The 25,568-nt window shown below is 67.3% G+C and carries 20 protein-coding genes; 16 read left to right on the forward strand and 4 right to left on the reverse strand.

The features are described from left to right. Positions 1 to 121 precede the first annotated feature (121 nt). Positions 122 to 1,555 (reverse strand): hypothetical protein, encoded by a 1,434-nt coding sequence (locus ACH438_RS41270; protein WP_397015785.1) that lies wholly within the window; start codon positions 1,553 to 1,555, stop codon positions 122 to 124. Between the two features lie 164 nt (positions 1,556 to 1,719). Between ACH438_RS41270 and ACH438_RS41275 the strand changes: the two genes are divergently transcribed. The 4 genes from ACH438_RS41275 (at position 1,720) to ACH438_RS41290 (ending at position 4,837) form a co-directional block, all read left to right on the forward strand. Next, on the forward strand, positions 1,720 to 2,613 hold the full coding sequence (locus tag ACH438_RS41275) for a Scr1 family TA system antitoxin-like transcriptional regulator (RefSeq protein ID WP_397015787.1): 894 nt from the start codon (positions 1,720 to 1,722) through the stop codon (positions 2,611 to 2,613). 18 nt (positions 2,614 to 2,631) lie between these two features. Continuing rightward, positions 2,632 to 3,456, forward strand: a complete 825-nt coding sequence (locus tag ACH438_RS41280) for an SAM-dependent methyltransferase (protein ID WP_397015789.1) — start codon at positions 2,632 to 2,634, stop codon at positions 3,454 to 3,456. 61 nt (positions 3,457 to 3,517) lie between these two features. Then, entirely contained in the window at positions 3,518 to 3,919 is a 402-nt protein-coding gene (locus ACH438_RS41285) for a hypothetical protein (protein ID WP_397015791.1), read from the forward strand. A gap of 210 nt (positions 3,920 to 4,129) precedes the next feature. Beyond that, positions 4,130 to 4,837: a S1 family peptidase gene (locus ACH438_RS41290; RefSeq protein ID WP_397015793.1), complete on the forward strand. Its 708-nt coding sequence runs from the start codon at positions 4,130 to 4,132 to the stop codon at positions 4,835 to 4,837. Positions 4,838 to 4,888: 51 nt separating this feature from the next. On the opposite strand, the gene ACH438_RS41295 is transcribed toward ACH438_RS41290, so the two are convergent. After that, on the reverse strand, positions 4,889 to 5,269 hold the full coding sequence (locus ACH438_RS41295) for a hypothetical protein (protein WP_397015795.1): 381 nt from the start codon (positions 5,267 to 5,269) through the stop codon (positions 4,889 to 4,891). Between the two features lie 25 nt (positions 5,270 to 5,294). Then, the gene (locus tag ACH438_RS41300) at positions 5,295 to 6,269 is read right to left on the reverse strand and encodes a hypothetical protein (RefSeq protein ID WP_397015797.1); all 975 of its coding nucleotides are present in this window, start codon (positions 6,267 to 6,269) and stop codon (positions 5,295 to 5,297) included. A gap of 233 nt (positions 6,270 to 6,502) precedes the next feature. Between ACH438_RS41300 and ACH438_RS41305 the strand changes: the two genes are divergently transcribed. From ACH438_RS41305 to uvrA, 3 genes are all read left to right on the forward strand, one after another. Next, positions 6,503 to 7,369 (forward strand): hypothetical protein, encoded by an 867-nt coding sequence (locus ACH438_RS41305; protein ID WP_397015799.1) that lies wholly within the window; start codon positions 6,503 to 6,505, stop codon positions 7,367 to 7,369. A 143-nt stretch (positions 7,370 to 7,512) separates the two neighbouring features. Beyond that, a complete protein-coding gene (locus ACH438_RS41310; protein ID WP_397015801.1) occupies positions 7,513 to 10,842 on the forward strand; it encodes a condensation domain-containing protein in 3,330 nt (1,109 codons plus the stop codon). Further along, positions 10,839 to 13,655: an excinuclease ABC subunit UvrA gene (uvrA, locus tag ACH438_RS41315; protein WP_397015803.1), complete on the forward strand. Its 2,817-nt coding sequence runs from the start codon at positions 10,839 to 10,841 to the stop codon at positions 13,653 to 13,655. Before ACH438_RS41310 ends, uvrA begins: the two co-directional genes overlap by 4 nt. A 159-nt stretch (positions 13,656 to 13,814) precedes the next feature. On the opposite strand, the gene ACH438_RS41320 is transcribed toward uvrA, so the two are convergent. Next, complete coding sequence (locus ACH438_RS41320; protein ID WP_397015805.1) at positions 13,815 to 15,218, reverse strand: aldehyde dehydrogenase family protein; 1,404 nt, start codon at positions 15,216 to 15,218, stop codon at positions 13,815 to 13,817. Positions 15,219 to 15,434: 216 nt separating this feature from the next. Here ACH438_RS41320 and ACH438_RS41325 point away from each other — a divergent pair, with 216 nt between their 5' ends. From ACH438_RS41325 to ACH438_RS41365, 9 genes are read left to right on the forward strand one after another with little or no spacing between them, the layout of a single operon-like run. Further along, positions 15,435 to 16,181, forward strand: a complete 747-nt coding sequence (locus tag ACH438_RS41325; protein WP_397015807.1) for an NDP-sugar synthase — start codon at positions 15,435 to 15,437, stop codon at positions 16,179 to 16,181. Beyond that, positions 16,178 to 16,444 carry an ATP-binding protein gene (locus ACH438_RS41330; protein WP_397015809.1) on the forward strand — a complete coding sequence of 89 codons (267 nt, stop codon included), beginning with the start codon at positions 16,178 to 16,180 and terminating at the stop codon, positions 16,442 to 16,444. The genes ACH438_RS41325 and ACH438_RS41330 overlap by 4 nt, the downstream gene beginning before the upstream one ends. Before the next feature lies 1 nt (position 16,445). Further along, on the forward strand, positions 16,446 to 17,993 hold the full coding sequence (locus tag ACH438_RS41335) for a class I adenylate-forming enzyme family protein (protein WP_397015811.1): 1,548 nt from the start codon (positions 16,446 to 16,448) through the stop codon (positions 17,991 to 17,993). Next, positions 17,990 to 19,297 (forward strand): nucleotide sugar dehydrogenase, encoded by a 1,308-nt coding sequence (locus ACH438_RS41340; protein ID WP_397015813.1) that lies wholly within the window; start codon positions 17,990 to 17,992, stop codon positions 19,295 to 19,297. Before ACH438_RS41335 ends, ACH438_RS41340 begins: the two co-directional genes overlap by 4 nt. Further along, positions 19,290 to 20,276, forward strand: a complete 987-nt coding sequence (locus ACH438_RS41345; protein WP_397015815.1) for an NAD-dependent epimerase/dehydratase family protein — start codon at positions 19,290 to 19,292, stop codon at positions 20,274 to 20,276. The genes ACH438_RS41340 and ACH438_RS41345 overlap by 8 nt, the downstream gene beginning before the upstream one ends. Beyond that, complete coding sequence (locus tag ACH438_RS41350) at positions 20,273 to 21,400, forward strand: glycosyltransferase family 4 protein (RefSeq protein WP_397015817.1); 1,128 nt, start codon at positions 20,273 to 20,275, stop codon at positions 21,398 to 21,400. Before ACH438_RS41345 ends, ACH438_RS41350 begins: the two co-directional genes overlap by 4 nt. A 38-nt stretch (positions 21,401 to 21,438) precedes the next feature. Next, entirely contained in the window at positions 21,439 to 22,620 is a 1,182-nt protein-coding gene (locus ACH438_RS41355) for a DegT/DnrJ/EryC1/StrS family aminotransferase (protein ID WP_397015819.1), read from the forward strand. Next, a complete protein-coding gene (locus ACH438_RS41360) occupies positions 22,617 to 24,452 on the forward strand; it encodes a beta-galactosidase trimerization domain-containing protein (RefSeq protein WP_397015821.1) in 1,836 nt (611 codons plus the stop codon). The genes ACH438_RS41355 and ACH438_RS41360 overlap by 4 nt, the downstream gene beginning before the upstream one ends. Beyond that, entirely contained in the window at positions 24,449 to 25,528 is a 1,080-nt protein-coding gene (locus tag ACH438_RS41365) for an alcohol dehydrogenase catalytic domain-containing protein (protein WP_397015823.1), read from the forward strand. Before ACH438_RS41360 ends, ACH438_RS41365 begins: the two co-directional genes overlap by 4 nt. The last annotated feature ends 40 nt before the right edge of the window (positions 25,529 to 25,568 follow it).

The following is a 25,568-nucleotide window of genomic DNA, read 5'->3' on the forward strand; positions in this document are numbered from 1 at the left end:
CTGAGTCAATCGTTGAAGTAGCGCCGGGGCAATGACATCGGGCATGGCAGTCGAGGGGCGAATCAGCTGTTGCAGATGACATCTGCCCGGAGTCGTGGCCGGGCAGATGTCAGGGTAGGTGTCAGGCGGTCGCGAGTTCGTAGCGGATCGCTGAACGTGTCGTGTGGGCTCCGGTGTCGAGGGATTGTCCTATCGCGTGGCACAGGTCGCGCACGTCGGAGCGGGGTGAGGACAGGGTGGCGGTGTGCATCATCGCGCGTAGTCGCCCGTCGGCGCGGGCACTGACGACGTGGCTGCTCAATTCCAGTGCAGCACCGGCATAGGAGACCGCGTCGTCGATCTGACCGAGGCGGAAAGCCGAGGTAGCGATGGTGATGTTGTCGAACAGGACACTGCGCGCGGGACGGCCCGGTTTGGATGCGGAGACCGACGCTCGGGCCCGCTCGACTGCCGCGGCGGTATAGCGTTCGGCGGCCGGCCCGTGCGCTGTCAGCGCGTACTCGTGGTAGATCACCGACTGGATGCCGGTGAATTCGCCCGGGGTGAAGAAGACTCGGGTCCACGGATCGATCTGATCACCGACGCGCGAGATCTCCTCCTCGGCACGTGCAAGGGCCGACTCCATACGCCCGGCATTGCCCATCATGGCGTGTGCCCAGGCCTCATTGGCGTACAGGCGCGCGGATTCCCCGCCGCTGGCCGAATCCTGTGCGGGGAGTTGCCCGAGTTGGAACATCCGCAATGCCGTGCGCGGATCGCGTTCGATCAGGCTGATCCTGCCCAGCACATACATGCTGGCCGAGACCAGGCTGTCGGCGCCGGCGCGGCGGGCGAAAACCAGTGCCATGGTGGCGTATCGCCGTGCGCGCTGCTGATCACCGACGTCGTGATAGGCCCAGCCCGCCAGCCGCGCGAGATCGGCGCACGCGACGAGCATCTGGTCTTCGTCCTGGCCGCGCTCGTGTTCCAGTACGGCGGTCGAGGATCGGAGCAGTTCGGCGGCGGCGTGTGCGACGGCGAAACCGCCGTGGTGCTGATCGATTTCGCGCATGCGGATCGTGGCGCTGCGTACGAAGTCCAGATCGGGGCGCATCCGGGGGTGTGGTGCGTCCGGCTCGGGGTAGGGCAGCCAGCTCGCGAGGATGTCCGGGGACCCGACGATGGCGGCCGCGAGGGCTTCCAGCAAGGTGACGCCACGGCTGTCGGTGCGTTGGGCGGCGGGCGCGGTCTCGGAGATGACATCGGGCATGACATTCGAGATCGCCGTCCCGGCAGTGGTGTCGGCGTCGGGGTCCGGTGCCCCGATGCTGACGAGAAGCCGGCGGTAGGTCTTGCTCGGCTTGCGGACCTCGCCGAGCTCCCAGCGTGCCACGTGCCGTTCCGAGCAGGAGACGTTGATGCGCTGGCGGCGGGCCTGTTCGTTGATCAATTCGGCGAAATCGCCACGGCTCACACCTAATTGGGTGCGGCGATAGCTGCGCAGATGCGAGCCCCAGTCGTCGGCGGCCCCGGTGTGCTGGCCACGTCTTTCACTGTCCGGGTCGGTGAGGTCCATGAGCGGCCCCGCCCTTCTGCATTCGCCGAAATCCCAACGGGGCGAACACGGTACGTTGTCCGCGTGGTCCGCTTCGCCCGATAATCGTGGCTGATAATCTATCCTGATAATCAGGCTTGCGGAACACCGAAGGGTGCGAGCATCGCCCGATATGGTGGGGAGCCATGGCGAGAACCGCACGAAAAGTGCTGTTGGGACGGGAAATCGACGCAATCCTGCGGCGCGCGCGGACCACCCAGGCCGACGCGGGAAAACTCATCGGAGTCAGCCAATCCCGCATCGCCGCGGCGATCGCCGGCACCGGAAACCTCACCGCACCGGCCATCGACGAACTCGCCCGCAAACTCGGTATCTGCGATGACGCCTACATCCGGATCCTCCTGGATCTCCGCGAGGACAACCATCGCCGCGGCTACTGGAGCTCCGGCTACCGGCGCGCCTATATCGACGAGCTACGCCTGCTGGTCGACCTCGAAGACGTCGCCGATCGATTACGCGAGACCGGCGCCGAGATCGTTCCCGGGCTGCTGCAGCACCCCAGTTACATTCGAGCACTGCACGAGCCATTGCAACCCGATCCCGATGATCCGGACGCGGTGACCGTCGACGACTACGTCGAGGCCCGGATCGCGCGACAGCAGATCCTGTTCAAGCGCGGCGCACCGGAATTCCACGCCATCCTGTCCGAGTCGTGCCTGCGCAGGACCTATGGCGGGGACGCGGTGATGCTCGACCAGATCGACCACCTCATCGAACTGTCCCAGCGCGCCAACATCCTGATCCAGATCATGCCCTTCACCCATCAAGCTCCCGGGGCCGGAACCGAGGACCGCTACATCCTCGTGCGAGTCCCCTCACCGGGCGCGGCCGGAGACCTCGAGATGGTGGTGATCGAGGCACAGGGCGAGATCCGCTACATCGACGACAAGACTGCCGTCGCCATCCGCGACCGAATCTTCAACCGGCTCAGCATGACCGGACTCAGTCCTGCCGATTCCCGCCAATTCATGGAACACCTTGCGCGCGGTCTGCGCAGTCGGCCCACCGTTCAACGCTAGCGTGACCGAGGAAACAGCATGTCTCCCAGTGACTTCGAGCCCAGACCGCTCGACACCCACAAGCCCAGCTCCGCGCGCATCTACCACCACATGGTCACCGGTGAGGTGATCTTCGAATCGGATCTGCCGTTCATTCAACGGCTCTACGACGAGATCCCCTTCTATCCGATGTGGGCCCGGCACAATCGGCAGTTCCTCGCCCGCGCCGTGCGCTACATGGCCGGCAACGGGATCCGCCAATTCCTCGACATCGGCGCGGGACTGCCGACCGGCGGCAGCACCCACGAGGTCGCCGGAGAGATCATCCCGCAGGCCCGCGTCGTGTACGTCGACAATGACGAGGAAGCGATCAACCGAGCGCGAGAGCTGCTGCAGCGCAACCAACTTCTCGACACCACCGCGATGATCGACGCCGATCTGCGCGAACCCGAACGCATCCTCGACCACCCCGACACCCGGCGCCTGATCGACTTCAGCAAACCGGTGGGCCTGCTGCTCGTCTCGGTGCTGCCCTGGATACCGGACGCGAGCCAACCCGCCGCACTCATCGCCACACTGCGCGACGCCGTTGCGCCCGGCAGCCATATCGCGATGACACATGTGTCGCTGCAGGACGCCGGGCCCGAGATCAAGAAACAGGTCGCCGCAGGTGCGGCCATCTTCGCCGATGCCAGTACTCCGGTCACGCTGCGAACTCGCCAGCAGTTCGAAACCTTCTTCGACGGCTGGAAACTCGTCGAACCGGGTATCACCTACGCCACCGACTGGCATCCGGACCAGCCGCTGGACAACGACGACTATGCCCGCCCCTGCAACTTTGCCGCGCTCGGGAACCTCCCGTAGCGCGCACACCGCGTAGAGCGCGTCTGCCAGCGCGCCCGCGCAGTTCGAAAGGATCCACCCCATGCTGTCGACGCCGAGTATCGGTCAGTTCCGCAAAGCGGCAGCCAGTTCACCCCAGCAAGCCTGCGTCATGGTCTACCGCGACGAGCACCGCACGCTGATCTGGGATGACAAGCTCGCCGCCGGCCGATCCGCCGACACCGCTGTCCCGCTCGGGCAATGCCTGAGCTTCGAGCATGAAGAGTTCGAGGCCGTTCAGGAATCGATACGCACGGGCGCTCCCGTGCGTGAATTCCTCGTGATAACCGAGAGATCCGACGGAATCTATGAATTCAATGCCGCGCCTGCATATCTGGCGTCGGCTGGAGGCGCGAGGTTGTTCTTCGATCGTCTGGAGTACAGCGCCTTCGTGGAGGCAGTGGGGAACTACGAGTTCGAAAGAGCAAAGTTAGCTAAACGATAGCCAATCGAATGCGAGTGGCACGGATCACTCAGGTGTGACCTTCGGGTGCGAAGGGTGCCCTGACCCTGTGATGTGGTACTGACCTGCGATTACCTCGAGGTCACGTCGCAGTCACGAAGCTCGTTGCCGATTGCGTTGCTGTGCAGATGCTGGGAGATTCTCCGCACCCACTTCGAGTGGGCGCATCATCCGTTCGGCAAGGAGCTTCCCATGACGATCACGCGCATAGTCGGAACAGTCTCGTTCGGGCTGATGGCGGCCACCGTCGCACCCGGAATGGCTGCCGCACAAGCGGACCCGGCCCCGGCGGTCCTGGGCGGCAGCTCCGGCATCCAGCTCGGCGAGGACACCTTGTGCTCGCTGACCGCCATCGGCCACGACCGCGCAGGCCGTCTGGTCGGCCTCACCGCCGGACACTGCGCATCCGCGGGTACCGACGTCTTCGCTGAAAAGAGCCCGGCAACCGGTGTGCTGGGCACCGTCACCACCTCGGTCCACACCCGTCAAACCGATTACGCCGTAATCGAATTCGATCCCTCCAAGGTGACGCCGACCCGAACGGTGGGCGGTACCACCATCACCGGCGTCGGCGGACCTCCGTCACCGGGCGCAGTCGTGTGCGCCAACGGCCGCTCCAGCGGATTCGACTGCGGCATAGTCTGGGGCACCCCCGACACCTTCACCCTCAGCCAAGCGTGCTCCAAACCCGGCGACTCCGGCGGCCCGGTCACCGCTGGTGACCAACTCGTCGGCATCAACGGCGGCCGCTACACGAAGCTCTCCGGCATCGATGTGAACGCCCCCTGCGACATCGCCGCCAACCCCATCCACTCCCCGGAGTACTTCCAGCCCATCGCCCCCGTCCTGGCCGCCCTCGACGCCGCCGGCGGGCCCGGCGCCGGCTTCACTCCCGTATAACCATGCCGCCCGACAGTTCCACCCCCGGCAGAAAGCGATCCAGCCGATTCATCAGGCGAACTGGCCGACCGAAGCCGTCGCGGCCGCAACCACCAGGAACACGACGGAGAGGAAGTAGGCGCGACTACCGGCGTCGAGGTCTTTGAGAGCGGTCGCGAGCTTTGCCAGTCCCTCGAGGGTTGAGCCCATCGTGTCGAGAACGCTGGACTGGGCTTGGAGGGTCTGCGTCGTTTTGTCGGCATCGGCGCCAGCGCCGGCCTCGGCGAGTCTGTCGGTGGCGGTCTGCACCGACCTCTCCCCGGCCTCGAGCAAGTCCTGTGCGGTTCTGCGGGCGCGATGGCCATAGGTCCAGTCCTTGACCAGGCCGATGATCAACATGAGGACGGAGCCCGAGACGCCCGCGATCGTGACGATCCAGATCAGAATATGCATGCCGGTCTTTCGTAGGTCTCGGAATCTAGGGTCGCAGTTGGGCATTGAAGTGGCGCAGTTGGTAGTCCAGGTCCTGGACGATGGTTCGGACCGCGTCGCCGGCGACCACATGCCCGGTCAGATAGCCTGGCCGGGAATCTGTTTCGACAGGTGTTCCGGAGTCACCCCTGCCGGTTACGGGTCGATCGGTTTCGATGACCGTGCTCCACGCGCCGTGGGTGTGGGCGAGCCACAAGGTGGGCATCACCGCACGCGCCCATACCGATTGGGGAGCGCCGCCACGCACATTGACCACCATCTTGTCGCCGGGGGCGATGGTGGCGTATCCGGTATAGGTCGGCGTGGATCGGTCGCTGTGCTTGCTGTCGAGTTCGATCAGCGCAATATCGGGGCCGGCGGTTCCCGCGGGCTGGACCAGTGGATTGGCGATGTCGACCACTCGCCCGATCCGTTGCTGGTGGACCTGGGCGGTGATCCCGATGGCGGAGGTGGCATGTCCTGCCGTGGTGACTCCGCGGCGTCCATTGGCGAGAGTGACCCGGCAACCGAGGGTGCTTCGTTGTCCGGGAACCCGGACTTCGTCTCCCGGTGCGCAGTGCTGCAATTGCGCTCGGTCGCGGCCGATCGGTAGAAGACCGGTTTCGCGAATTGTCGCCGGCATGCCCACCGCGCGCATCCGATAGTCGAGTTCGTCCGGCCATGAAGTGAAGAGCCCAGGTTGGCCGCGGTTCAATCCCGAGTCGACGAACACCGCGGGGTGCAGTCCGTGACCGTCCTCGGTCATCCACAGCCCGACGCCCCAAAATCCCGCGATTCCCGGCTCGCTTGCCCATTCCCACGCGGGTGGGCGCTCGGGGGAGAACTCGGTCGATTCCGCTATTGCCTCGAAGGCGTTCAGATCTCGCGCGGCATCTGCCAGTGCGGCATCGGCCTCCCGCAATAGATCCATGGTCACTGTGGGTATCTGGGCGGCGGCACCCCACAGCTCGAAGAGCTCCACGCAGGCATTGTTGCTTGTTCGGCGGTCGGCGGTGTGCGTATCGGCCCAACACCGTCCGGTAATCCGGCACGCCCGAAGGGCGGACACGCCGGGGGTATGCCGTGTCGGTGGTGGTGTTCGCGGGCCGGGGCTGGAAGCGTGGGCTTATGCAGAGCGAACCGGTGGCGCGCGAGGTGAATACTCCGGCAACGTATTTGGGGTCGGGTCCCTATTGCTATGCGAACAGTGTGGCGATGGCTATGGGGGAGGGAGCGCCCGGGATAGGGCTGCTCGAGACGGTGACGGGTAGTCCGTTCGGGATGCAGATCCTTGGTGACGCACTGTTTTTCGATCCGCACGGGTGGACTCCGGAGGTCGGGATCGATGAGGCGTTCGATGCGCTCGGGTGGACCGCGACGAAGACCTCGGGAGGGTCGGAGAGTGAGGCCGTTGCGCGGCTGCGCGAGGCGTGCGCTCGGGGGCCCGTGGTGATCGGGCCTTTGGAGATGGGGCATTTGCGGCATCAGCCGGGAATGAACGGGCCCATCGGCGCGGACCACTATGTCGCTGTCCTCGATGTCGATGATGAGGGCGTGACGGTCCACGATCCGCAGGGGTATCCGTTCGCGTGGATCGCGCTCGCTGATCTGCTTGCCGCGTGGCGCGCCGAAAGTATCGACTACGGGCAGCCGTTCACCATGTACACCGAATTCGTGCAGGTCCGCGAGGTGAGCGAGACCGAAGCTGTGACCGCGTGTTTGCCTGCGGCGCATCGGCGGTTGACGGCCGAACCCACCGAGAATGCCGACGCGGGAGCAGCGCTCGGGTTGGCGCGCATGCTCGATAGCGGGTGCGATCCGGGACTGCGCGGGTTGTTGACCGGATTCTCCGTGCGGGCAGGCGCGCGCCGGGCTGCCGATGCGGCGAGTTGCCTTGCGCGGGCGGGGTATGGGGAGGCGGCAGCGATCGTCGGGGAGCAGGCGAGGTTGATCGGGTCGTTGCAGCGTGCGCTCGTCGTCGGTGAGGACGCTACTGCCGCCGCGGCACTGCGCAGGCTCGCACCGACCTATGCGCGGCTGGGCAGTGCGATCGGTGCGGTGGTCAACGCGGCGCAGCACTGAGCGCGGAATACGGGGCGGCGCAAGGCCATAGCCGTTCATCCAGGTCGATGGGGCGCTCGTCCGAGGCTTATCGGAGGCGGTGCCCGCTTCGATACTCGACGGATCGGGAAGTTCGCTCGAACGTACGACGGTGGGTGCTGGGCATGACAGAAACTGCGTTGACCGAATCCGAAGCGCTCGAGGCAGTACAGCGGATCATGGCGGAGGTGCTCGGCGCCGGGAATGTCGATCCCGGCGCGAGTTTCCATCAACTCGGCGGTGATTCGCTGCGCGCGCTGAAAGTGGCCGGGCGGATCGCCTTCGAATTCGACACGGCGGCCGCCGTGGACGGGAGTGTGCTGGAAGCATTGCTCGACGGGGTGACCGCGGAGGCACTCACGCGCATGCTGGTCGACTCCCTCGCCGACGATGCCGTCGCCGTCGAGGCCACGCCGGTATCGCGGGAACTGTCGTTCGGTGAGGAACGGCTGTGGATGGCGCACGAATATCAAAGGGAACGCTCCACATATCACACGGTGGGCGGATTCCGGGTGGTCGGAGCGCTCGACCTCGACATCCTCGACCGGGCGGTCACCGCTCTGGTCGCCCGGCATCCGGCATTGCGGACCCGCTACGCCGCCGATCGGCCCGCGGTCGAACCCGCGACGCCGGTCGTCGCACCGGTCGACATCATCCACCACCGGGCACTCATGCCCTGGGCGCAAGCCGAGCAGCTCGCCGAGGAAGACATTCAGGTCCCATTCGATCTCACCGCCGGACGGCTGCTGCGACTGCGCACCTACCGCACCGGGGAGCGGGAATGGCTGTTGCAGTTCGTGTTCCATCACATCGCCATCGACGGGTGGTCGATGGACATCATCTACCGTGAGCTCGCTGCCCTGTACGCGGGTACCGATCCTGGACGCGGCGAAACCGCCGACTATCGGGACTTCGCGCACTGGCAGCGAATAGGAGCGGGTGTCGAAGCCGAGGCGGAGGACTGGGCGCAACGGCTACTACCCCTGCCCGATCGCATCGACCTCGGTGACGGCCGCCGGCGCACACCCACCCGCAACCTCGAGGGGACGGTGCTCTACACCGATCTGCCGCCGGAGATCACCGCGAAGCTGACCGGGCTGGCCACCGCGGCGCGCACCTCGTTGTTCGTTGTACTGCTGGCGATTCTGCATGTCAGCCTCGCGCGGCGCACCGGGCGCTGGGAGGCGCTGATCGGCACCGTCGTGGCCGGGCGCAGCCGGCCCCAGGACCACGAGACCGTCGGATACTTCACCAACACAGTGCCCGTGCGCGTGGGCGCCACACCGGATTCCACACTGCAAGACCTCATCGCCGTGCTGCGGGACGAATGGCGATATGTCTTCACCCATCAGGGCGTACCGCTCGAGGAGCTCGCGGTGCGCACACGCCGGGCACCCGATCCGTCGCGCACTCCCTTGATCGACGTGGTCATGGTGCTGCAGAACAACGATGACGTGCCGTTGATGCTCGACGACTGTGTGGCAGAACCACTGTGGATGCACACCGGCACCTCCAAATTCGATCTGATGCTCGAAGCCATTGCGGTGTCCGGAATCCTGCACCTGAGCTGGGAATACGCCACGCAGGTGCTGACGGCCGAGGAAACCGCCGATATCGCGGCGGGATTCGAGCGGATCACTCGTGCACTGCCCGAGGACGGGGCCGTGACACTGCGCGAACTGGTACGGCCCGACCCGGCCGAACTGGGTCTCCTGCGCGAGGTCAACACACCGGTGACGGCAGGCGCCGCGAACCTCGGTGTGTGCGCCGCGTTCGAGGCCGTTGCCACCCGCCAGCCGGACGCCGTCGCGCTGCACGAACCCGGCCGGCGATCGAGCTTCCAAGATCTCGCGCACATGCGTGATCGAATCCGGACCTGCCTGCGCCGCTATGGAATCGGACCCGGCGATGTAGTCGCGGTGGACGCGGAGATCTCCGCGCTGTCGCTGGCCGCAACTCTCGCGACCTGGTCCCTCGGCGCTGTCGTAGCCATGATCGACCGCACACGCACCGAGCCGGCACCCGCCGATCAGATCCGCGCCTGCGGAGTCAGCGCGATAGTCGGTGAGATGAGCGAAGCCGTAGCATCAGGGCCGGCGGTGATTACTGCCGAAGACGTTGCCGCAGTAGCGGAATCACCGGGCACACCGGCACACCGATCATCGGGCGATCCGGCCTGGCTGGCCGCTGTAACCGACGGCACGAGGACCGTCCGCGTCGTCACCGGCACGCATCGCGCGATTCTCGAACATTGGGCGTGGGAATCGGAGACATTCCCCGGCACGGCGGGAGAAGTGGTGGTGACCGCCGCTGCGCACGCCCGATTCGGCACTGTCACTGCGGCATTCGCACCCTTGCTCGCCGGTGCCGCGCTCGCGCCGCTACCCCTCTCGGCAGTCTTCGACGCAGCCGAGTTGACCGGGTGGGTTCGCAGATGTGAGGCGACTCGCTTGCGAGTGACGCCCTCGATGATGTGGACAGTGCTGCACACTGTCCCCGATGCGTCAACCGCGCTGGCCACCGTGCGAGTGTGCGTCTTCGGTGGTGAAACCCTCGATACCGACCTGTTGGCACGGGCGCGAGAGTCCATGCCGGAGTGCAGGCTGATCAATATCTATGGCGCGTCGGCAGTCACAACGGATGCGGCCTGGGCCGATGTCACCACGCGCTCCGGCCCGGCGGACGTACCTATCGGCAGCCCGATCGGCAGCGCACGCATCTTCGCCGTGGACGACGCCGGCGAACCGGTGCCGACCGGAGTGATCGGCGACCTGGTGATAGCGGGACCACCCGTCGGCACGGGACCGGACTGCGACTCCCGCCATCACACCGGAGATCTCGGATGGCTCACCCACAACGGCCAATTCGTATCCGCCGGACCGCCGAACCGGGAGGTACGGGTGCGCGGATCCCGCGTCGAGCTCAGCTACGTCGAACGGATACTCCGCGAAGCCGACGGAGTTTCGGCGGCGGTAGCCTGGAGCGAACCCTCACCGGCAGGGGACCGGGTGCTGGCCGCGGTCGTTCCGCAACGGGGCGAACGGCTTTCGGGTGACGACGTGCGCTCGACGGTGCAGTACCGCATCCCCTCCTACATGGTGCCCAGCCGGGTGACCGTCCTCGATACGCTCCCGCTGCGCCCGGACGGCACCCTCGACCGCACCATGGTGGCCGTTCGAAGCGCCCGGGACGAGACGGATTGGGCACAGGAAGCGGATGAGATCTCTTCGGAGGAGCGACGCATGCAGAAGATCTGGTCGGACGTACTGCACGGTGAACTCGCCGCGCCCGAGGACAACTTCTTCGCCCTCGGCGGAGATTCGCTCGCGGTGACCACCATGCTGACAGCGGTGCTGCGCGAGTTCGGCGTAGAACTGGGCCTCGCACAATTCCTGCTGCGGCCGACCCTGCGCGGCGCCGCCGAGCACGTGGCCGTGCACGGGGCGACAGCGTGAGCCCGGAGCCCGAGGTCATTCGGGTACGCGGTGCGCGCGAACACAATCTGCAATCGATCAATGTGGAGATCCCGCGCAACGCGCTGACCGTCGTCACGGGCGTCTCCGGCAGCGGGAAGTCCTCCCTCGCCTTCGGCACCCTCTACGCGGAGGGGCAACGCCAATACCAGGAGAGCCTCTCGCCGTATCTGCGGCGCGGTTTCGAACGACTGCCGCGGCCCAAAGTCGACACCATCACCGGGCTCGGTCCCACGATCGCGGTGAAACAGCATGTGCCGGGCCGCAATCCGCGGTCGACCGTGGGCAGTGTCTCCGAGACCGGAGATCTGCTGCGGCTGTTGTTCGCACGCGCCGGGATACACACCTGCCGCTACTGCGGAGCGGATGTGGTCGGGCGCAGCACCGATGAGCTGCTCGAACAGGCCACGGCCGTAGCCGGGGACGCGGTGCGTGCGGGGCTGGTCCCGCAATGGGCGCTGCCGGTCGGCGAAGGCGTGGCGCCGCTGGGGGAGAACTACGCGGTCGAAGTGGAATCGCTCGGCAAGGCCGGCAGTAACGGACATGTCGGAACAGACGGTGGTGGTTCCGAATCCGTCGCGCGGCGGCTGCGGGCGCGGATCAAAGCGGTGCGGCCCAAAGACGATCGGGTGCTCGTCATCGAACGGGCCGGGACGCATCCGGCGTATCTCGCGACCGGACATGTGTGCACGGACTGCGGGCGCAAGGCGGCAGCGATCTCGGCGCGCTACTTCAGTGCCAACACACCCGACGGTATGTGCCGCGAATGCGAGGGATTGGGCACCCGCATCACAGTGACCGCGGCACGGATGGTGGCCGATCCGAACGCCTCCATCCGTGCCGGCGCGCTCGCCTTCTACGGGGATCGCCGTCGCGAACCCAAGAAGACCTACTGGCCGGTGCGCGATGTACCGAAGCTGCTCGAGATGTTCGGCGCCACCCTCGACACACCCTGGTGCGAGCTTCCGGTCGCACTGCGCGACATCGTGCTTTACGGCGAGACGGTACATTCGGTGCCCGGCGACGTCGCCGCCTATCTGCCACGCCGTACCGATGCGGGCCTGGTGCCGCAGATCGATCGGCTCGCGCGAGCGGCCGCCTCCGAGGACCGGCGGCACAACTACCACCAGTTCATGAGCGCCACCCCGTGCCCGGAATGCGGCGGCGCGCGGCTAAATGCCGACGCGCGTGCCGTCCGGCTGGAGGGACTGGATATCACCGAGGTGTCGGCCTTGCCGATCTCGGAACTGCCCGCGTGGTTGGATGCGGTATCACAGCTGGTGTTTGCCGATGTAGTGGCCCAGGCCGCGCAGGAGATCATTTCTGAACTGCGGCAACGGCTTTCGCACATGAGCGAGGTCGGGCTGGACTATCTGTCGCTGGATCGGCAGATGCCCGCGCTGTCGGCGGGGGAGGGCCAGCGGCTGCGCATCGCCCGCCAGCTCGGGTGCGGGCTGGTCGGGGTGGTGTACGTCCTGGACGAGCCCTCTGTGGGTCTGCATCCACGCGATACCGGCCGGCTCATCGAGAGTCTGGCGCGCCTGCGCGAAAGCGGCAATACCGTGGTCGTCGTCGAGCACGATGCCGACATCATGCGCAGCGCAGACCATCTCATCGATATCGGGCCAGGTGCGGGCGATGCGGGGGGTCGCGTGGTTGCGGCAGGACCTCCTGAAGTGGTTGCGGGAGAACCGATGTCGGCGACCGCACGGTACCTGCGTGGCGAGTTTGTGCCCGGTGGGCGGCAGCCCCGCCGCCGCATCCCGGCACCGGATGCGCAGATCGTTCTTACCGGCGCGCGGCTGCACAATCTGCGCGATATTGACGTATCCATACCCCGAGATGTACTGACCTGCGTCACCGGACCGAGCGGCAGTGGCAAGAGCTCGTTGGTGAAAGGCATCCTGGAACCCGAAGTAGCCGCAGCACTCAAAGGCGAACCGGCGAATCCGGAGGTCCTGCGCGGGCTGCGAGGACACGAGGTCTTCGATCGGGTGATCGGGGCCGCGCAGGATCCGATGGGCCGGTCGAACCGCTCGATCCCCGCGACCTACATCGGCATCTTCGACGAGATCCGCAAACTGTTCGCGCGGGCACCACTCGCAGCGCAACGCGGCTGGGGCATCGCGCACTTCTCCTTCAACGCCGAGGCCGGCCAATGCTGGACCTGCCGCGGCTCAGGAGAATTGTCTATGCCGATGCACTTCCTGTCCGACGTGGTCGTGCCATGTGGAGTCTGCGGCGGCCGCCGCTACAACGCCGAGGTACTCGAGGTCCGGCTCGACGGCGTCACCATCGCAGAGGTCCTCGATCTCGAAGTGACCCAGGCAATGCACGTCCTCGGCGACCGTCCCAAGATCGGCCGCGCCCTGCGCATGCTCGACGAGGTCGGACTCGGCCATCTGCGACTCGGCCAGAGCTGCGCCACCCTCAGCGGCGGCGAAGCCCAGCGGCTCAAACTCTCCCGAGAACTGCTGCGCGACATCGACGCCGCCCGCACCCTCTACATCGTCGACGAACCCACCAGTGGCCTGCACGCCGCCGACGTCGGACTCCTCATCGACCTACTGCACCGCCTGGTCGACCGCGGCGACACCGTCGTGGTCATCGAACACAACGTGGACGTGATCGCGGCCGCCGACTGGATCATCGACCTCGGACCCGGCGGCGGCGACGGCGGCGGGCAACTCGTCGCACAGGGCACACCGGAGGACGTCGCAGAGGATCCCACCAGCGCACTCGCCCCATACCTGCGTCGCGCACCCGCGGTCCTCACGCCCGGCCTGCGGCGGTGAGGCTCGGATCCGCTGTGCACCGGCCGTCTTCGCGCCGGGAATGCGTTGGTGGGCTTCAAGTGCGGCGTGCGCTGATAGTTCTCACGCCCGGCCTGGTCGGGTGATCTCCACGCTGGGAGAGCGTGGGTCACCCGCAGGCCGGGCGTGTACCTGTGGTCTTCAGACCCGGCGTACGTGGGTGACGCGCGGTCGGGTGTACTCGAGCAGGCCGAGGGTGCCGTACTCGACACCAGCTCCCGACTGCCGGTAGCCGCCGAAGGGGACACCGTGGCGTAGGTCGCCATGGGTGTTGATCCACGCTGTGCCGCACTCGAGTTCAGCCGCGACCTCGGTTGCACGATCCGATTCACCCCATGCAGAACCGCCGAGACCGAAGGTGGTCGAATTCGCTTGGGTCACAGCTTCCTCGACCGTGTCGAAGGGCAGAATTGGAAGCACTGGTCCGAACTGTTCCTCCTGCACCAGGCGGCTGTCAGGCTCTGCGCCGGCGACGATGGTCGGCGCATAGAAGTGGCCGGGACGATCGAGACGGCGTCCACCAGCGACCACCTGCCCGCCACCCGCCACAGCCTGCTCTACGAGGGCGGCGACCCGGTCGAGCTGATGGGCGCTTACCAGTGGGCCCAATTGGGTAGTGGGATCCATTCCATCGCCGACCACGACCTGCTCGGCCTGCGCCCGCAGCGCATCGACCAGATCGGAGTACACGACGCGGTGGGCATAGACGCGTTTGACGGCGGTGCAGTACTGGCCGCTGTTCTCGAATGCGGCCCAGAACAGGCGTTCCGCGATCTCTGCCACTGGCGCGTCCGGCAGCACGATGGCCGCGTCATTACCGCCGAGCTCCAAAGTCGGGCGCTGCAATCGCTGCGCCGTCGACGCGGCGATCGCCAGGCCCGTCTGCACCGAGCCGGTGAACGAAACCTTGTCCACACCTGCATGTTCCACCAGGGCACGGCCGACCGGGCCTGCGCCCGAGACCACGTTCAACACACCCGACGGGAGTACCTCGCACAGCACTTCGGTCATCAGCAGCGACGACAGCGGGGTCTCCGGTGACGGCTTGAGCACAACCGTATTGCCCGCCAGCAGGGCTGGGGCCAACTTGCACACGGCCAGGATGATCGGATAGTTCCATGGCGTGATCGCGGCCACCACACCATAAGGCTTGTGCTGCAGCCGAATCTCGGCGCCGGCGTCGCCGAGATCCTCGACGGCGAGATCCTGGCCGGCGGTATCGGAGAACCACGTCGCGGACAGCTCGACTTCGGCCCGGGCTTTGACCAACGGCTTGCCCTGCTCGCGAGTCAGCAGTGCCGCAATCTCATCGGCCGCCGCGCTCAGCGCCGCGCCGCACTTACGCAGGTGAGCGCGGCGCCCATCGATCGGCAGTGCTGCCCATCGCGGGTGCGCGGTCCGCGCGGCAGTGACCGCGGCATCCACCTGCTCGACCGTCGCTGCCGGGGCGGCCGCGAAAACCTCCGCGTCAGCGGGATTCTCGACGGGAAAGGTGTCGACGACTGCGGCCACCCGGCCGCCTATCGTCATATGCGTCGTTTCCATGCACGGCTCCACCGGTGGTAGCGAATTCCCCCGAGTCCTTGGTAGCAACCGCCCACCGTCCCCGTCCACGGTTGCTGACCGTTCGAGCATGGTCGTGTTTCCAGGTCGGTCGCGCGCGCGTCCGGGACTTACCGCTCACCCCCTCCGCTGCCGATACTCGGTGCACTGCAAAAGAATTCGGGACATCGTTCCAGCAGTTCCGGGGCAGGAGAAACTGTGCACGCCATCATTCTGGCCGGGGGTAGGGGATCGCGGCTGCTGCCCTACACCCGGAACCGGCCCAAACCGCTGATGACGCTGGGTAGGTATTCCATCCTGGAAATCCTGCTCCGGCGATTGCGGTCGTGCGGATTCGACCGCGCCACACTGTGTATCGCGCACCTCGGCGACATGATCCGCGACGAATTCGGCGACGGCTCACGGCTGGGACTGGCCATCGACTACTGCATCGACGAGCCGCCCTGCGGGACCGCCGCGCCGCTGCGGCAGGTGCGGGACTGGGACACGCCCGCGGTGGTGATGAACGCCGACATCCTCACCGCTGTCGACTTCGCCCATCTGCACGGCATCCATGTGCGCAGCGGCTGTCTGCTGTCGGTCGCGGTGCGGCGCCGGGAAGTGCCGATGGATCTGGGTGTGCTGCACGTCGCCTCCGGGCAGGTGCGCGCCATCTGGGAGAAGCCGACGCTCGCCGTCGACGTGTCCTCGGGCATGTACGTGATCGATCCCGTGGTGCGGGAACTCATTCCCGCGGGCGTCACCGTGGACATGCCCGACCTCATCGAATCGCTCATCGACAGTGGCGAAGACGTGTACGCCTACCGCTTCGCCGACGCCTGGCACGACATCGGCACACCCGCCGGCTACACGGCCGCCGAACGCGAATTCCTGGCCGACCCGGATCACTACCTCACCGTCGCCGACCGGCCACGCGACGGACACCCGGTCCTGGAGGCCCGATGAGCGAGACGACCATGACCGATCTCCTCACCACGATAGGCAGATTCATGGGCCGCGCGCTGACACGATCACCGCTCGCGGCGACCGAGGACTTCTTCCGTGAGGGCGGGGATTCGCATCGCGCGATGCAGGTCGTCGCGGAACTGCTGGACCGATACCGCCCGCGTGATGACGAGATCGCGGACCGACTGCACGAGGAGCTGGTGCTGGCCATGTTCGATACCGGGACCCCGCAGGCGCTGGCCGTCGTGTTCGGGCGGTACTGACATGGACACCGAACGAGAAGCCACACTCCTCGACCATGTGCGCCGCCACGCCGAGCGGGCGCCCGACGCGATCGCGGTGAGTTCCGGTGCACCGCAAGGCTGGACCTCGGTCAGCTGGTCGCGGCTACGCGAACTGGCCGAAACGGTAGCGGGCCGCACACAGGTACTGCCCGCTGGCGCTGGGCCGGTAGTGGTCGTTGTCGATAACACCGTGGAGTGTGTCGCGGTCCTGATCGGGCTGGCTGCCGCAGGGATCGAACTGCTGCTGGTGGAATGGCCCAACTCGTATCTCGGCGACGAAGCATCGGCGGTAGTTGCCGCCGCGCCGCGCTGCGTGATCGGGCCGGCGGATTTCGCCGAGCAGGTCTCGGACCGCCTGCGGTATATGGAGTTCCGGACGCTCACGACCGGACCGGCAACGGCACGTCCGGAGAGCGCACCTCCCGCATCGATCGACCAGCTCACCTCCGGATCGACCGGCGAGCAACGCATTGCACGGCACCGCGCGGACAATATCGTGCGCGGCGGACGCATCTACCGCGATATTCACCGACTGACCACGGACGACACAGTTTTCGTGAGCATCCCGCTCGCGCACTCCTTCGGCCTGGTCGGCGGACTGGCAGCCGCCGTCGTCTCCGGCGCGCGGCTACTCACGCTCACCCAATTCAATCTGCGTGTGCTGCTGGCGGGTCTGAGCGACGCGACCGTGCTACTGGGAACACCGCTGGGTTACGAGCTCATCGCCTCGGCCCCCGGCTCGGGCGGGAATCGGCTGCGGGTGGCCTTGTCCTCGGGCGGCCCGCTCTCGGAGCGCGTGGCCACCGCCGCGGGACAGCGGCTGGGCGTACGCGTCCACCAGATCTACGGCAGTACCGAAACAGGGCTCGTCGCCTGCACTTACGAACGGCCCGAGCCCTGGCCGGAAGGATCGGTCGGCACCTTCGCACCCGGCGTCGAATGGCGCGTGGAAGCGCCCGCCCCGACCGAGATCGCGGACGACGGCGCCATTGCCGAACCGGGTTCTCCGGCCGCCGACGCGAAAGTGGATGGCACGGTCGGGCGGCTGCGCGTGCGGACCGGCACCATGTTCGACGGATTCGATAAGCCCGGAGAACATCACGACGACAACGGCTTTCACGACACCGGTGATCTGGTGCGGGTCGACGAGCATGGGAATCTGTTCGTCCTGGCCCGCAAGGACACCTTCATCAATGTCGGCGGACGCAAGATCAACCCGCGCCGAGTCGAGCGGCTGATCGGCGAATGTCCCGACGTCAGCGAGATATTCGTCTACGGCGGCGGAGAAGACGACGCCGAGCAGGAGATCCACGCCGCCGTGGTACTCGCCGGCGACGCCGATCTCGAGCAAGTCGTCGGGTTCTGCCGGACACGACTGCTGCCCTACGAGATTCCGCACCAAGTGCACGTCGTCGCCGAGCTGCCGCGCAGCGCGCTCGGCAAGGTCTCACTCGGCCAACTTCTTCGTGGCACCGCCGTCGACCGGCGCGCGGCCGCCGCCCCGGACCTCAGTGAAGGTGGAATATGAACCAGCCTGTGAACGACACCGTGGCGGTCATCGGACTCGGCTATGTGGGCCTGCCGCTGGCATTGTCGCTGGCGCGCGCCGGTCGACGAGTGATCGGCGTCGACGTGGATCCCGGCGTGCGCGCCGCACTCGCGGCCGGGGCACCCCGATTTCTGGAGCCGGGACTGCCGGAGCTACTCGAATCCGTTGGGCCCGAGCAGTTCACGGTGACCGACCGGCTGCCCGACGAGCCACCGCGCGAGATCATCATCTGCGTGGGCACCGCGGTCGATGAGGAGACCCATCAACCCGATCTGCGCCACCTCATCTCGGCGACGAGCATGGTCGCAGAGCACATGTCACCGGAGACACTCGTCGTCATCCGCAGCACCGTGCCCGTCGGCACCTGCCGCACCGTCGTGCTGCCGCTGCTGCGCCGTCGGGTCGAGGCGCCGCTGCTGGCCATGTGCCCTGAACGGATCATTCAGGGGCAAGCGCTGCGTGAGCTCGAAGAACTCCCGCAGATCATCGGCGCGCTCGACGAACGCTCACTGGAACGCACCCGCCGACTACTGAAGCCGGTCGCAGCCGACCAAGTGACGGTGTCGAGCCCGGAAGCCGCGGAGATGGTGAAATTGGTGTGCAATGCCCACACCGACCTCATCTACGGGTTCGGCAACGAGGTCGCACTCATGTCCTCGGCACTGGGCATCGACGCCAATGAGGTCATCGCCGCCGCCAATCTGCGCTATCCGCGGCCGGATCTGTCGAAACCCGGATTCGTCGGCGGCAGCTGCCTGATCAAGGACCCCTACCTGCTCATCCACAGCGCCGAGCACGCCGGATACACACCACCGATGGTCGCGGCCGCTCGCGCCGTCAACGAAGCGGTGCCGCACCATGCCCTGGATACTGTGGTGAAAACCCTTGCCGCACAGGGACGATCCCTGGAATCGGCGAAGATCCTGCTGGGCGGGATCGCTTACAAAGGGCGTCCGGAGACCGATGATGTGCGCGGGTCGGCAGCCGTCGAGATCGCCGCGGACCTGCGCGGGAAGGTCGCGGTACTGGGCGGCCACGACTTCGTGGTCGGCGCGGAGCGGATCACACAGATCGGCGCGCAGCCCATGAGCCTCGAAGAGGGACTGACCGACGCCGATGCACTCCTGCTGCTGGTCGATCACCCGCGCTACAGCGTCCTCGACGCGGAATTCGTGCTGACCCGAATGCGCAAGCCCGCCATCGTCTTCGACATGTGGGGGCTGCTCGAAGGTGCACTGTCCGGGGTTCCCGGCATCGAGTATCGGAGGCTGGGCCGTGCCTGAACGCGTACTGATCACCGGCGGCGCCGGATTCGTCGGCCTCCACCTCGCGCGGCGACTGCTGCGCGACGGAGCCGAACTGGTACTGCTCGACGACTTCTCACGCGGCGCCGACGACGCCGACCTCGCCGAAATCCGCCAGCATGCGGCTGTCGTCACCCACGACCTGACCACACCGCTCCCGGACCGACTGCCCGGCAAGGACTTCGACGCCGTTTACCACCTGGCGGCGGTGGTCGGCGTGCAGCGCGCCAACGAGGAACCAGGGCGGGTCCTGCGGACCAATCTGCTCGCCACACTGAACCTGCTCGACTGGTGTCGCGCCCACCCCCCAGGTGCACTGTTCCTCAGCTCGACCAGCGAAGTCGCCGACGGCGCACTCCGCGCGGGTCTGTCGGCCTTCCCGTCACCGGAGGATCTGCCGTTCGTACTGACAGACCCCCGCGCGCCACGCTCGTCCTACGCACTCAGCAAGATCGTCTCCGAAACCCTGTTCCTGCAACAGGACACCGGCGCACGCGTGCGGATCGGCCGCTACCACAATATCTACGGACCGCGCATGGGCCGCTCCCACGTCATCCCGCAATTCATCGAACGCGCCCTGTCCGGCGCCAACCCCTTCGACATCTACGGCGACGCCCAGACTCGCGCCTTCTGCTACATCGACGACGCCATCGACGCCACAACCGGACTTACCCGCCTCGGCGGGACCGAACCGATCATCGCCAATATCGGCAACGACCGCGAGGAAATCCGCATCCACGACCTCGCCCAGCGAGTACTGGACCTGGCCGCAGCCCACCCCGAAATCACCGTCCACCAGCCGCCCGCCGGGTCACCCGATCGCCGACTGCCCGAACTCTCGGTCCTGCGCAGCGTTCTCGGCTACGAACCGAAAACCGACCTCGACACCGGGCTACGCGAAACCTTCGACTGGTACGCCCGCCATCGCCCCGCCGACCCCGAAGCCGGCCCGCGATGACCGCCGTACTCGTCACCTTCGGCGGCTACGCCGGCACCCACGCCGGCGCCGAGCGCATGGCTTGGCGAACCAGCGAACACCTCGCCCGACAAGGACATTGCGTCCACGCCCTCACCGACTCCCACCCACCCGAGGACCTGGACCCCGCACTGGTACACATCCACCGCTGCGAGACCGAGCTGGACCCGGGACCGATACGCACCGATCGCGGCAAGAACGACCTGGATCCACGGGTGATGCGCACCGATCACAGCACCGGTCCCGAGAAGATGTGGCGCGCCGACGTCGTGCACGCCTACGACCTGGCCAAGCCCGAACACATCGCCAGCGCACTGCGCCTGGCCGGACGCTGCGGTGCACGACTGGCGCTGACACCGGCCACCGCGCCACAGCTGTGGCCCGATCGCGAACTCGGGCGGATCGCATGCCGGCGTGCGGGAATCATCTACGCGCTGACCGAGTCCGAAGCCCTGGAACTCGGGCGGTTCGGCGCCGAACCCGGACGCATACGACAGATTCCGCACGCACCCGATCTGTCCGGCGAAGCGGAACCAGACCGGATCCGGGACCGGCTGCCACTGGGCGGGCCGGTGGTCGTGTTCGTCGGGCGGCGGATCCCCTCGAAGGGATATGCCGAACTACTGCGCGCCGCACCGCTGGTGTGGCGGACGCTGCCCGAGATACGATTCCTGTTTCTCGGGCCCGACGGCGATCGCACCGCCACGGAAACCTTTCGGGCGTATGCCGATCCGCGCATCCTGGATCTCGGTGTCGTCGACGAAGCGACCAAACGCGACGTCCTCGCCGCCGGGGCGGTCCTGTGCCTGCCGACGAGTGCGGATGTGTTCCCACTCGTGTTCCTCGAAGCGTGGGCATCCGGAATACCGGTTGTCACAGGCGATTTCCCGGGCGTGCACGACATCGTCGCCGACGGCGTCGACGGCCTGGTCGTCACCCCGCGGCCCACGGACATCGCCGCCGCCCTGATACGGCTGCTCACCGACGAACCGGCCCGCCGAGCCATGGGACAAGCCGGGCAGGCGCGCGTACGCGCCGACTTCACCTGGGATCGCGTCGCCGAGCAGGTCGCCGCCGGCTACGCCGAGATCCGCGGTACCACCTGACCGGTCCGCCGGTCGCCACTCACCACAAGGAGGCTTCGATGCCCACCCCGACACCACCCGAGTGGAAGGTCACCCTCGCCGACAACACCATCGACGAGGAGGAGATCGCCGCGGTCACCGAGGTGCTGCGCTCGCGCTGGCTGTCACCGGGCCCACGCACCCGCGCCTTCGAACAGGACTTCGCCGCCGCACTCGGATGCCCGGACGCGGTCGCGGTCAGCAGCGGCACCGCCGCCCTGCACCTGACCGTGCGCGCATTGCACATCGGGCCCGGCGACGAGGTGATCATGCCGGCGCTGAGCTTCGTCTCCGCTGCGGCCATGATCGTCTTGGAAGGCGGCACACCGGTTTTCGCCGACGTCCGCTCCGGCAGCGATCCCACCCTGGATCCGGGCGATGTCCGCAAGCTGATCACGCCCCGCACCAAAGCGATCGTCGCCATGCACTACGGCGGCTACCCGGCCGACCTCGTCGCGCTGGCGGGCATCGCCCGCGAGCACGGCCTGGCGCTGATCGAGGACGCCGCCCACGCGCCGATCGTGCGCGCACCCGGCACCGGCATGCTCGGAACCATCGGCGACATAGGCTGTTTCAGCTTCTACGCCACCAAGAACCTCACCACCGGCGAAGGCGGCATGGTGGTGGCCAAGGACCCGGTACTGCTCGGGCACGTGCGGGCCGCCCGCTCGCACTGCCTGTCGGCCAGCACCTGGGATCGCGATCGCAGCGGGCGCGCCGACTACGACGTTGCCGATGTCGGGCTGAACTATCGGCCCACCGAAATCACCTCGGCCATCGGCGGTATCCAATTGCGCAAACTCGCGGGCGAGCGGCGCCGCCGCCGGGAGCTCATCGACCACTATCGCGAACGGCTGGCCGGGATTCCGGAATTGATCGTGCCCTTCGCCGAATACGACCAGGACAGCGGCCTGCACCTGATGGCGGTGATCCTGCCCGTGCGCGCCGATCGCGACACCGTACGCGCACACCTGCGTGACGCGGGGATACAGACCTCCGTGCACTATCCGCCGACGCACCAATTCTCTTACTACCGTGCACGTTTCGGTTCGCACCGGCGACCGCTGCCGGTCACCGACGCCATCGCCACTCGACTGCTGTCCCTGCCGCTGCACGCCCGGATGAGCGACGACGATCCGGCATTCGTCGCCGATGTGCTCGCCGAGAGCGTGCTGCGCGCCTGCGGGAGGACCGTCTCATGAGCTTCGCTGTGCGCGACGGCCGGTTACATCGCAATGGGCGGCCCTTCCTCGCCGTCGGCGTCGACTATCACCCGTCGGTCGCGGGGTGCCGGATCTGGACGGACTGGGATCCACTCGCCATCGAAGCCGATTTCACGGCCGTGGCGGCGGCCGGGCTGAGCACCGTGCGGCTGTTCGTGCTCTGGCGTGACTTCGAACCCGCGGCGGGACAGATCGATCCGGCCATGCTGCACCGCCTCGACGCGGTCCTCGCCGCGGCCGAGCGCGCGCAATTGGCGTGCGTGGTCTCGCTGTTCACCATCTGGATGAACGGGCAACGGCTGGACCTGCCGTGGCGGCACGGACGCAGCCTCTGGCGCGATCCCGGCATGCTCGACCGCCAGGAGGAATTCGCTCGCACCGTCGCCCGCGCGGTCGGGGCGCGCGAGGGCCTGCTCGGCTTCGACCTCGGCGACGAGATCGGCTGTGTCGATCCCATCGAGGCCGCCGCCCTGACCGCGGATGACATCGCCTGCTGGCAGGTGCGATTGGCCGCTGCACTACGCGAGGAATCACCCGGCGTCCTCGTCCTACAGGCCAACGACGCCTCCGGCGTGCTCGGCCCGTCGCCGTTCGGACCCGACAACAGCGAACCACTCGACCTGATCGGCATCCACGGATTCCCGCTGTGGGCACCGGGATCCATCGAATCCACCCTGTCCTACAAGGCCACCACGCTGCCTGCATTCCTGGTCAAATACGCTGCGGCATACGGTGTTCCGCTGGTCGACGAGCTCGGGAGCTACGGCGTCGCCGACGACACCGCTGCTTCGTACCTTCGCGCCGCTGCAACCTCGGCCATCGCTAACGGCGCCAACGGCCTGTTCGTGTGGTGCTGGCAGGACATCGCCGCCGAGACCGCGCCCTACCTCGACCGGCCCGGCGAACGAGTCGCCGGACTACACCGCCTCGACGGCACCGAGAAACCCGCCATGCACGAGTTCCGCAGAATCGCCGACGCCGCAAGTGAACTCGCTGTGAGGCGCTCGCGTCCCCGGATCGCGGTGTACCTACCCCGGCGCGGGCGCGAGGCCGGTGCGTCCTACCTCGACACCGGTGTCGCGACGCTGGGCGCGTTCTTCTGCCATCTGCTGCTCACCCGCGCGCACCTCGACTTCGATATCGCCGCAGGCGATCTCGAGGGCTATGACCTCGTACTGTGCCCCTCGCCGACGCACCTCACGCTGTCGGACCGGCGTGCCCTGCGTGGCGTCGCCGAACGTGGGGGAACGGTGTACTGCTCGCTGGGCGATCATCTGCACGGGTTCCCGGGCACGGACCTTGTCGGCGCGGAGATCATCGACTACGCACCGCCCTCGACCGGGCATGCCGCGTTCGAGTGGGACGGCCGGGCATGGGAGATCGACTGGAGCGCCGCTCCCACCCGAGCCACCACACTGCGCGCGACCACTGCCGAGGTACTCGGCTCTTACCGCGACGGCACGCCGGCTTTGGTCTGCCAACGGATCGGTGAGGGGCGGGTTCTGTTCACCAACACCCCGTTCGAACGTCAGCTCGACCGGCCCGGACGACTGGTGGCTGCGCCCTGGGAGCAGTTCTACCGGCGCATCGCCGCGCTGGCGGGGATCCCAGCGATCGCGGACTGCGACGATCCGGACCTCGAACTCATCCGTGACCACGATGCCGAGCGGCTGATTGTGATCAACCACGGCGCCACCACACATGTCACCGATATCCGGTGGGACAGCGGCATCGAACAGAAGGCCCGGATCGAGCTGGGACCGAAGGACTGGACCATCCTGCACCCGCACAGCGACGAGGAGCGCCGATGAAAGGCGTTGTGTACCAAGGGCCCTATCAGGTCCGCGTAAACGACGTGCCGATGCCGCGCGTGGACGGGCCGCGCGCGGCGGTCGTACGGGTGACCCGCAGCGCCATCTGCGGTTCGGACCTGCACCCCTACCGGGGCGAGATTCCCGACTTCGCACCGGGCACCATCCTGGGCCACGAATTCGCCGGCGTCGTCGTCGATGCCGGCAGCGAAGTGCCCTTCGCGGCGGGGGAGCGGGTGTACGCCTCCGATCTCGTCGCGTGCGGCCGCTGCCCGATCTGCGCGCGCGGCTGGCACTATCACTGCGCGCACGCCAGCCTGTTCGGCTACTCGACCGTCGTCGGTGCGCCCGTACCCGGCGGGCAAGCCGAATACGTGCGAATTCCCTTCGCTGACACGGTGCTCGCGCGCACGCCCGCAGACCTCACCGACGAGCAAGCACTGTTCGCCGGCGACGTGCTCACCACCGCCTACGCCGCGGCAGCGGACGCAGGCATCGAGGCCGGTACGGTGACGGGAGTCGTGGGCGCGGGACCGGTAGGGCTGCTCGCCGCCCTCTGTGCGAGCGCCCTCGGCGCCGCACACGTCGTGATCGCCGATCCTGATCCCGCTCGCCGCGCCACCGCCGAAGCCCTCGGCATCCGTGCGGTCGCGCCAACCGAACTGGCAGCCACGCTGGACGAAGCCGCACCCGGGTACGGCGCGCGCGCCATCCTCGAAGCCGTCGGCACCGACGCCGCCCTGCAATGCGCCATGCACAGCGCGGGCCCACGCGCCACCGTTGCTGTCGTCGGAGCGCACAGCGCCACCGCCATGCCCTTCCCCAGCGGGCTGGCCTTCACCCGGGAACTGACCCTGCGCTTCACCGTCGGCGACCCGATCCGCCACCGCGACAAGGCCGTCGAACTCATGCGTACCGGCGTCATCGACCCGGCACCCCTGATCTCGCACCGCCTCCCACTACGCGAGGCCCGCCACGGCTACGACCTGTTCCACCGGCGCGAGGCCTTCAAGGTCGTGCTCACCGCCGGCGCGGACACCGGCCCATCGGGCATGACCGTTCGATCGGGCCGATGAGGCGCCCGTCGGAGCCTTATCCGCCCGCGCGCCATCGGTG

The sequence above is a fragment of the Nocardia sp. NPDC020380 genome (assembly GCF_044386975.1).
Taxonomy (GTDB): domain Bacteria; phylum Actinomycetota; class Actinomycetes; order Mycobacteriales; family Mycobacteriaceae; genus Nocardia.

Bases quoted from the DNA above. Each gene is read 5' to 3' on its own strand.
- ACH438_RS41305 (WP_397015799.1), top strand. From the start codon at position 6,503: ATGGCTATGGGGGAGGGAGCGCCCGGGATAGGGCTGCTCGAGACGGTG.
- ACH438_RS41335 (WP_397015811.1), top strand. From the start codon at position 16,446: ATGGACACCGAACGAGAAGCCACACTCCTCGACCATGTGCGCCGCCAC.
- ACH438_RS41320 (WP_397015805.1), bottom strand. From the start codon at position 15,218: ATGGAAACGACGCATATGACGATAGGCGGCCGGGTGGCCGCAGTCGTC.
- ACH438_RS41280 (WP_397015789.1), top strand. From the start codon at position 2,632: ATGTCTCCCAGTGACTTCGAGCCCAGACCGCTCGACACCCACAAGCCC.
- ACH438_RS41340 (WP_397015813.1), top strand. From the start codon at position 17,990: ATGAACCAGCCTGTGAACGACACCGTGGCGGTCATCGGACTCGGCTAT.
- ACH438_RS41310 (WP_397015801.1), top strand. From the start codon at position 7,513: ATGACAGAAACTGCGTTGACCGAATCCGAAGCGCTCGAGGCAGTACAG.
- ACH438_RS41275 (WP_397015787.1), top strand. From the start codon at position 1,720: ATGGCGAGAACCGCACGAAAAGTGCTGTTGGGACGGGAAATCGACGCA.
- ACH438_RS41360 (WP_397015821.1), top strand. From the start codon at position 22,617: ATGAGCTTCGCTGTGCGCGACGGCCGGTTACATCGCAATGGGCGGCCC.
- ACH438_RS41355 (WP_397015819.1), top strand. From the start codon at position 21,439: ATGCCCACCCCGACACCACCCGAGTGGAAGGTCACCCTCGCCGACAAC.
- ACH438_RS41295 (WP_397015795.1), bottom strand. From the start codon at position 5,269: ATGCATATTCTGATCTGGATCGTCACGATCGCGGGCGTCTCGGGCTCC.
- ACH438_RS41270 (WP_397015785.1), bottom strand. From the start codon at position 1,555: ATGGACCTCACCGACCCGGACAGTGAAAGACGTGGCCAGCACACCGGG.
- ACH438_RS41330 (WP_397015809.1), top strand. From the start codon at position 16,178: ATGAGCGAGACGACCATGACCGATCTCCTCACCACGATAGGCAGATTC.
- ACH438_RS41365 (WP_397015823.1), top strand. From the start codon at position 24,449: ATGAAAGGCGTTGTGTACCAAGGGCCCTATCAGGTCCGCGTAAACGAC.
- ACH438_RS41285 (WP_397015791.1), top strand. From the start codon at position 3,518: ATGCTGTCGACGCCGAGTATCGGTCAGTTCCGCAAAGCGGCAGCCAGT.
- ACH438_RS41350 (WP_397015817.1), top strand. From the start codon at position 20,273: ATGACCGCCGTACTCGTCACCTTCGGCGGCTACGCCGGCACCCACGCC.
- ACH438_RS41290 (WP_397015793.1), top strand. From the start codon at position 4,130: ATGACGATCACGCGCATAGTCGGAACAGTCTCGTTCGGGCTGATGGCG.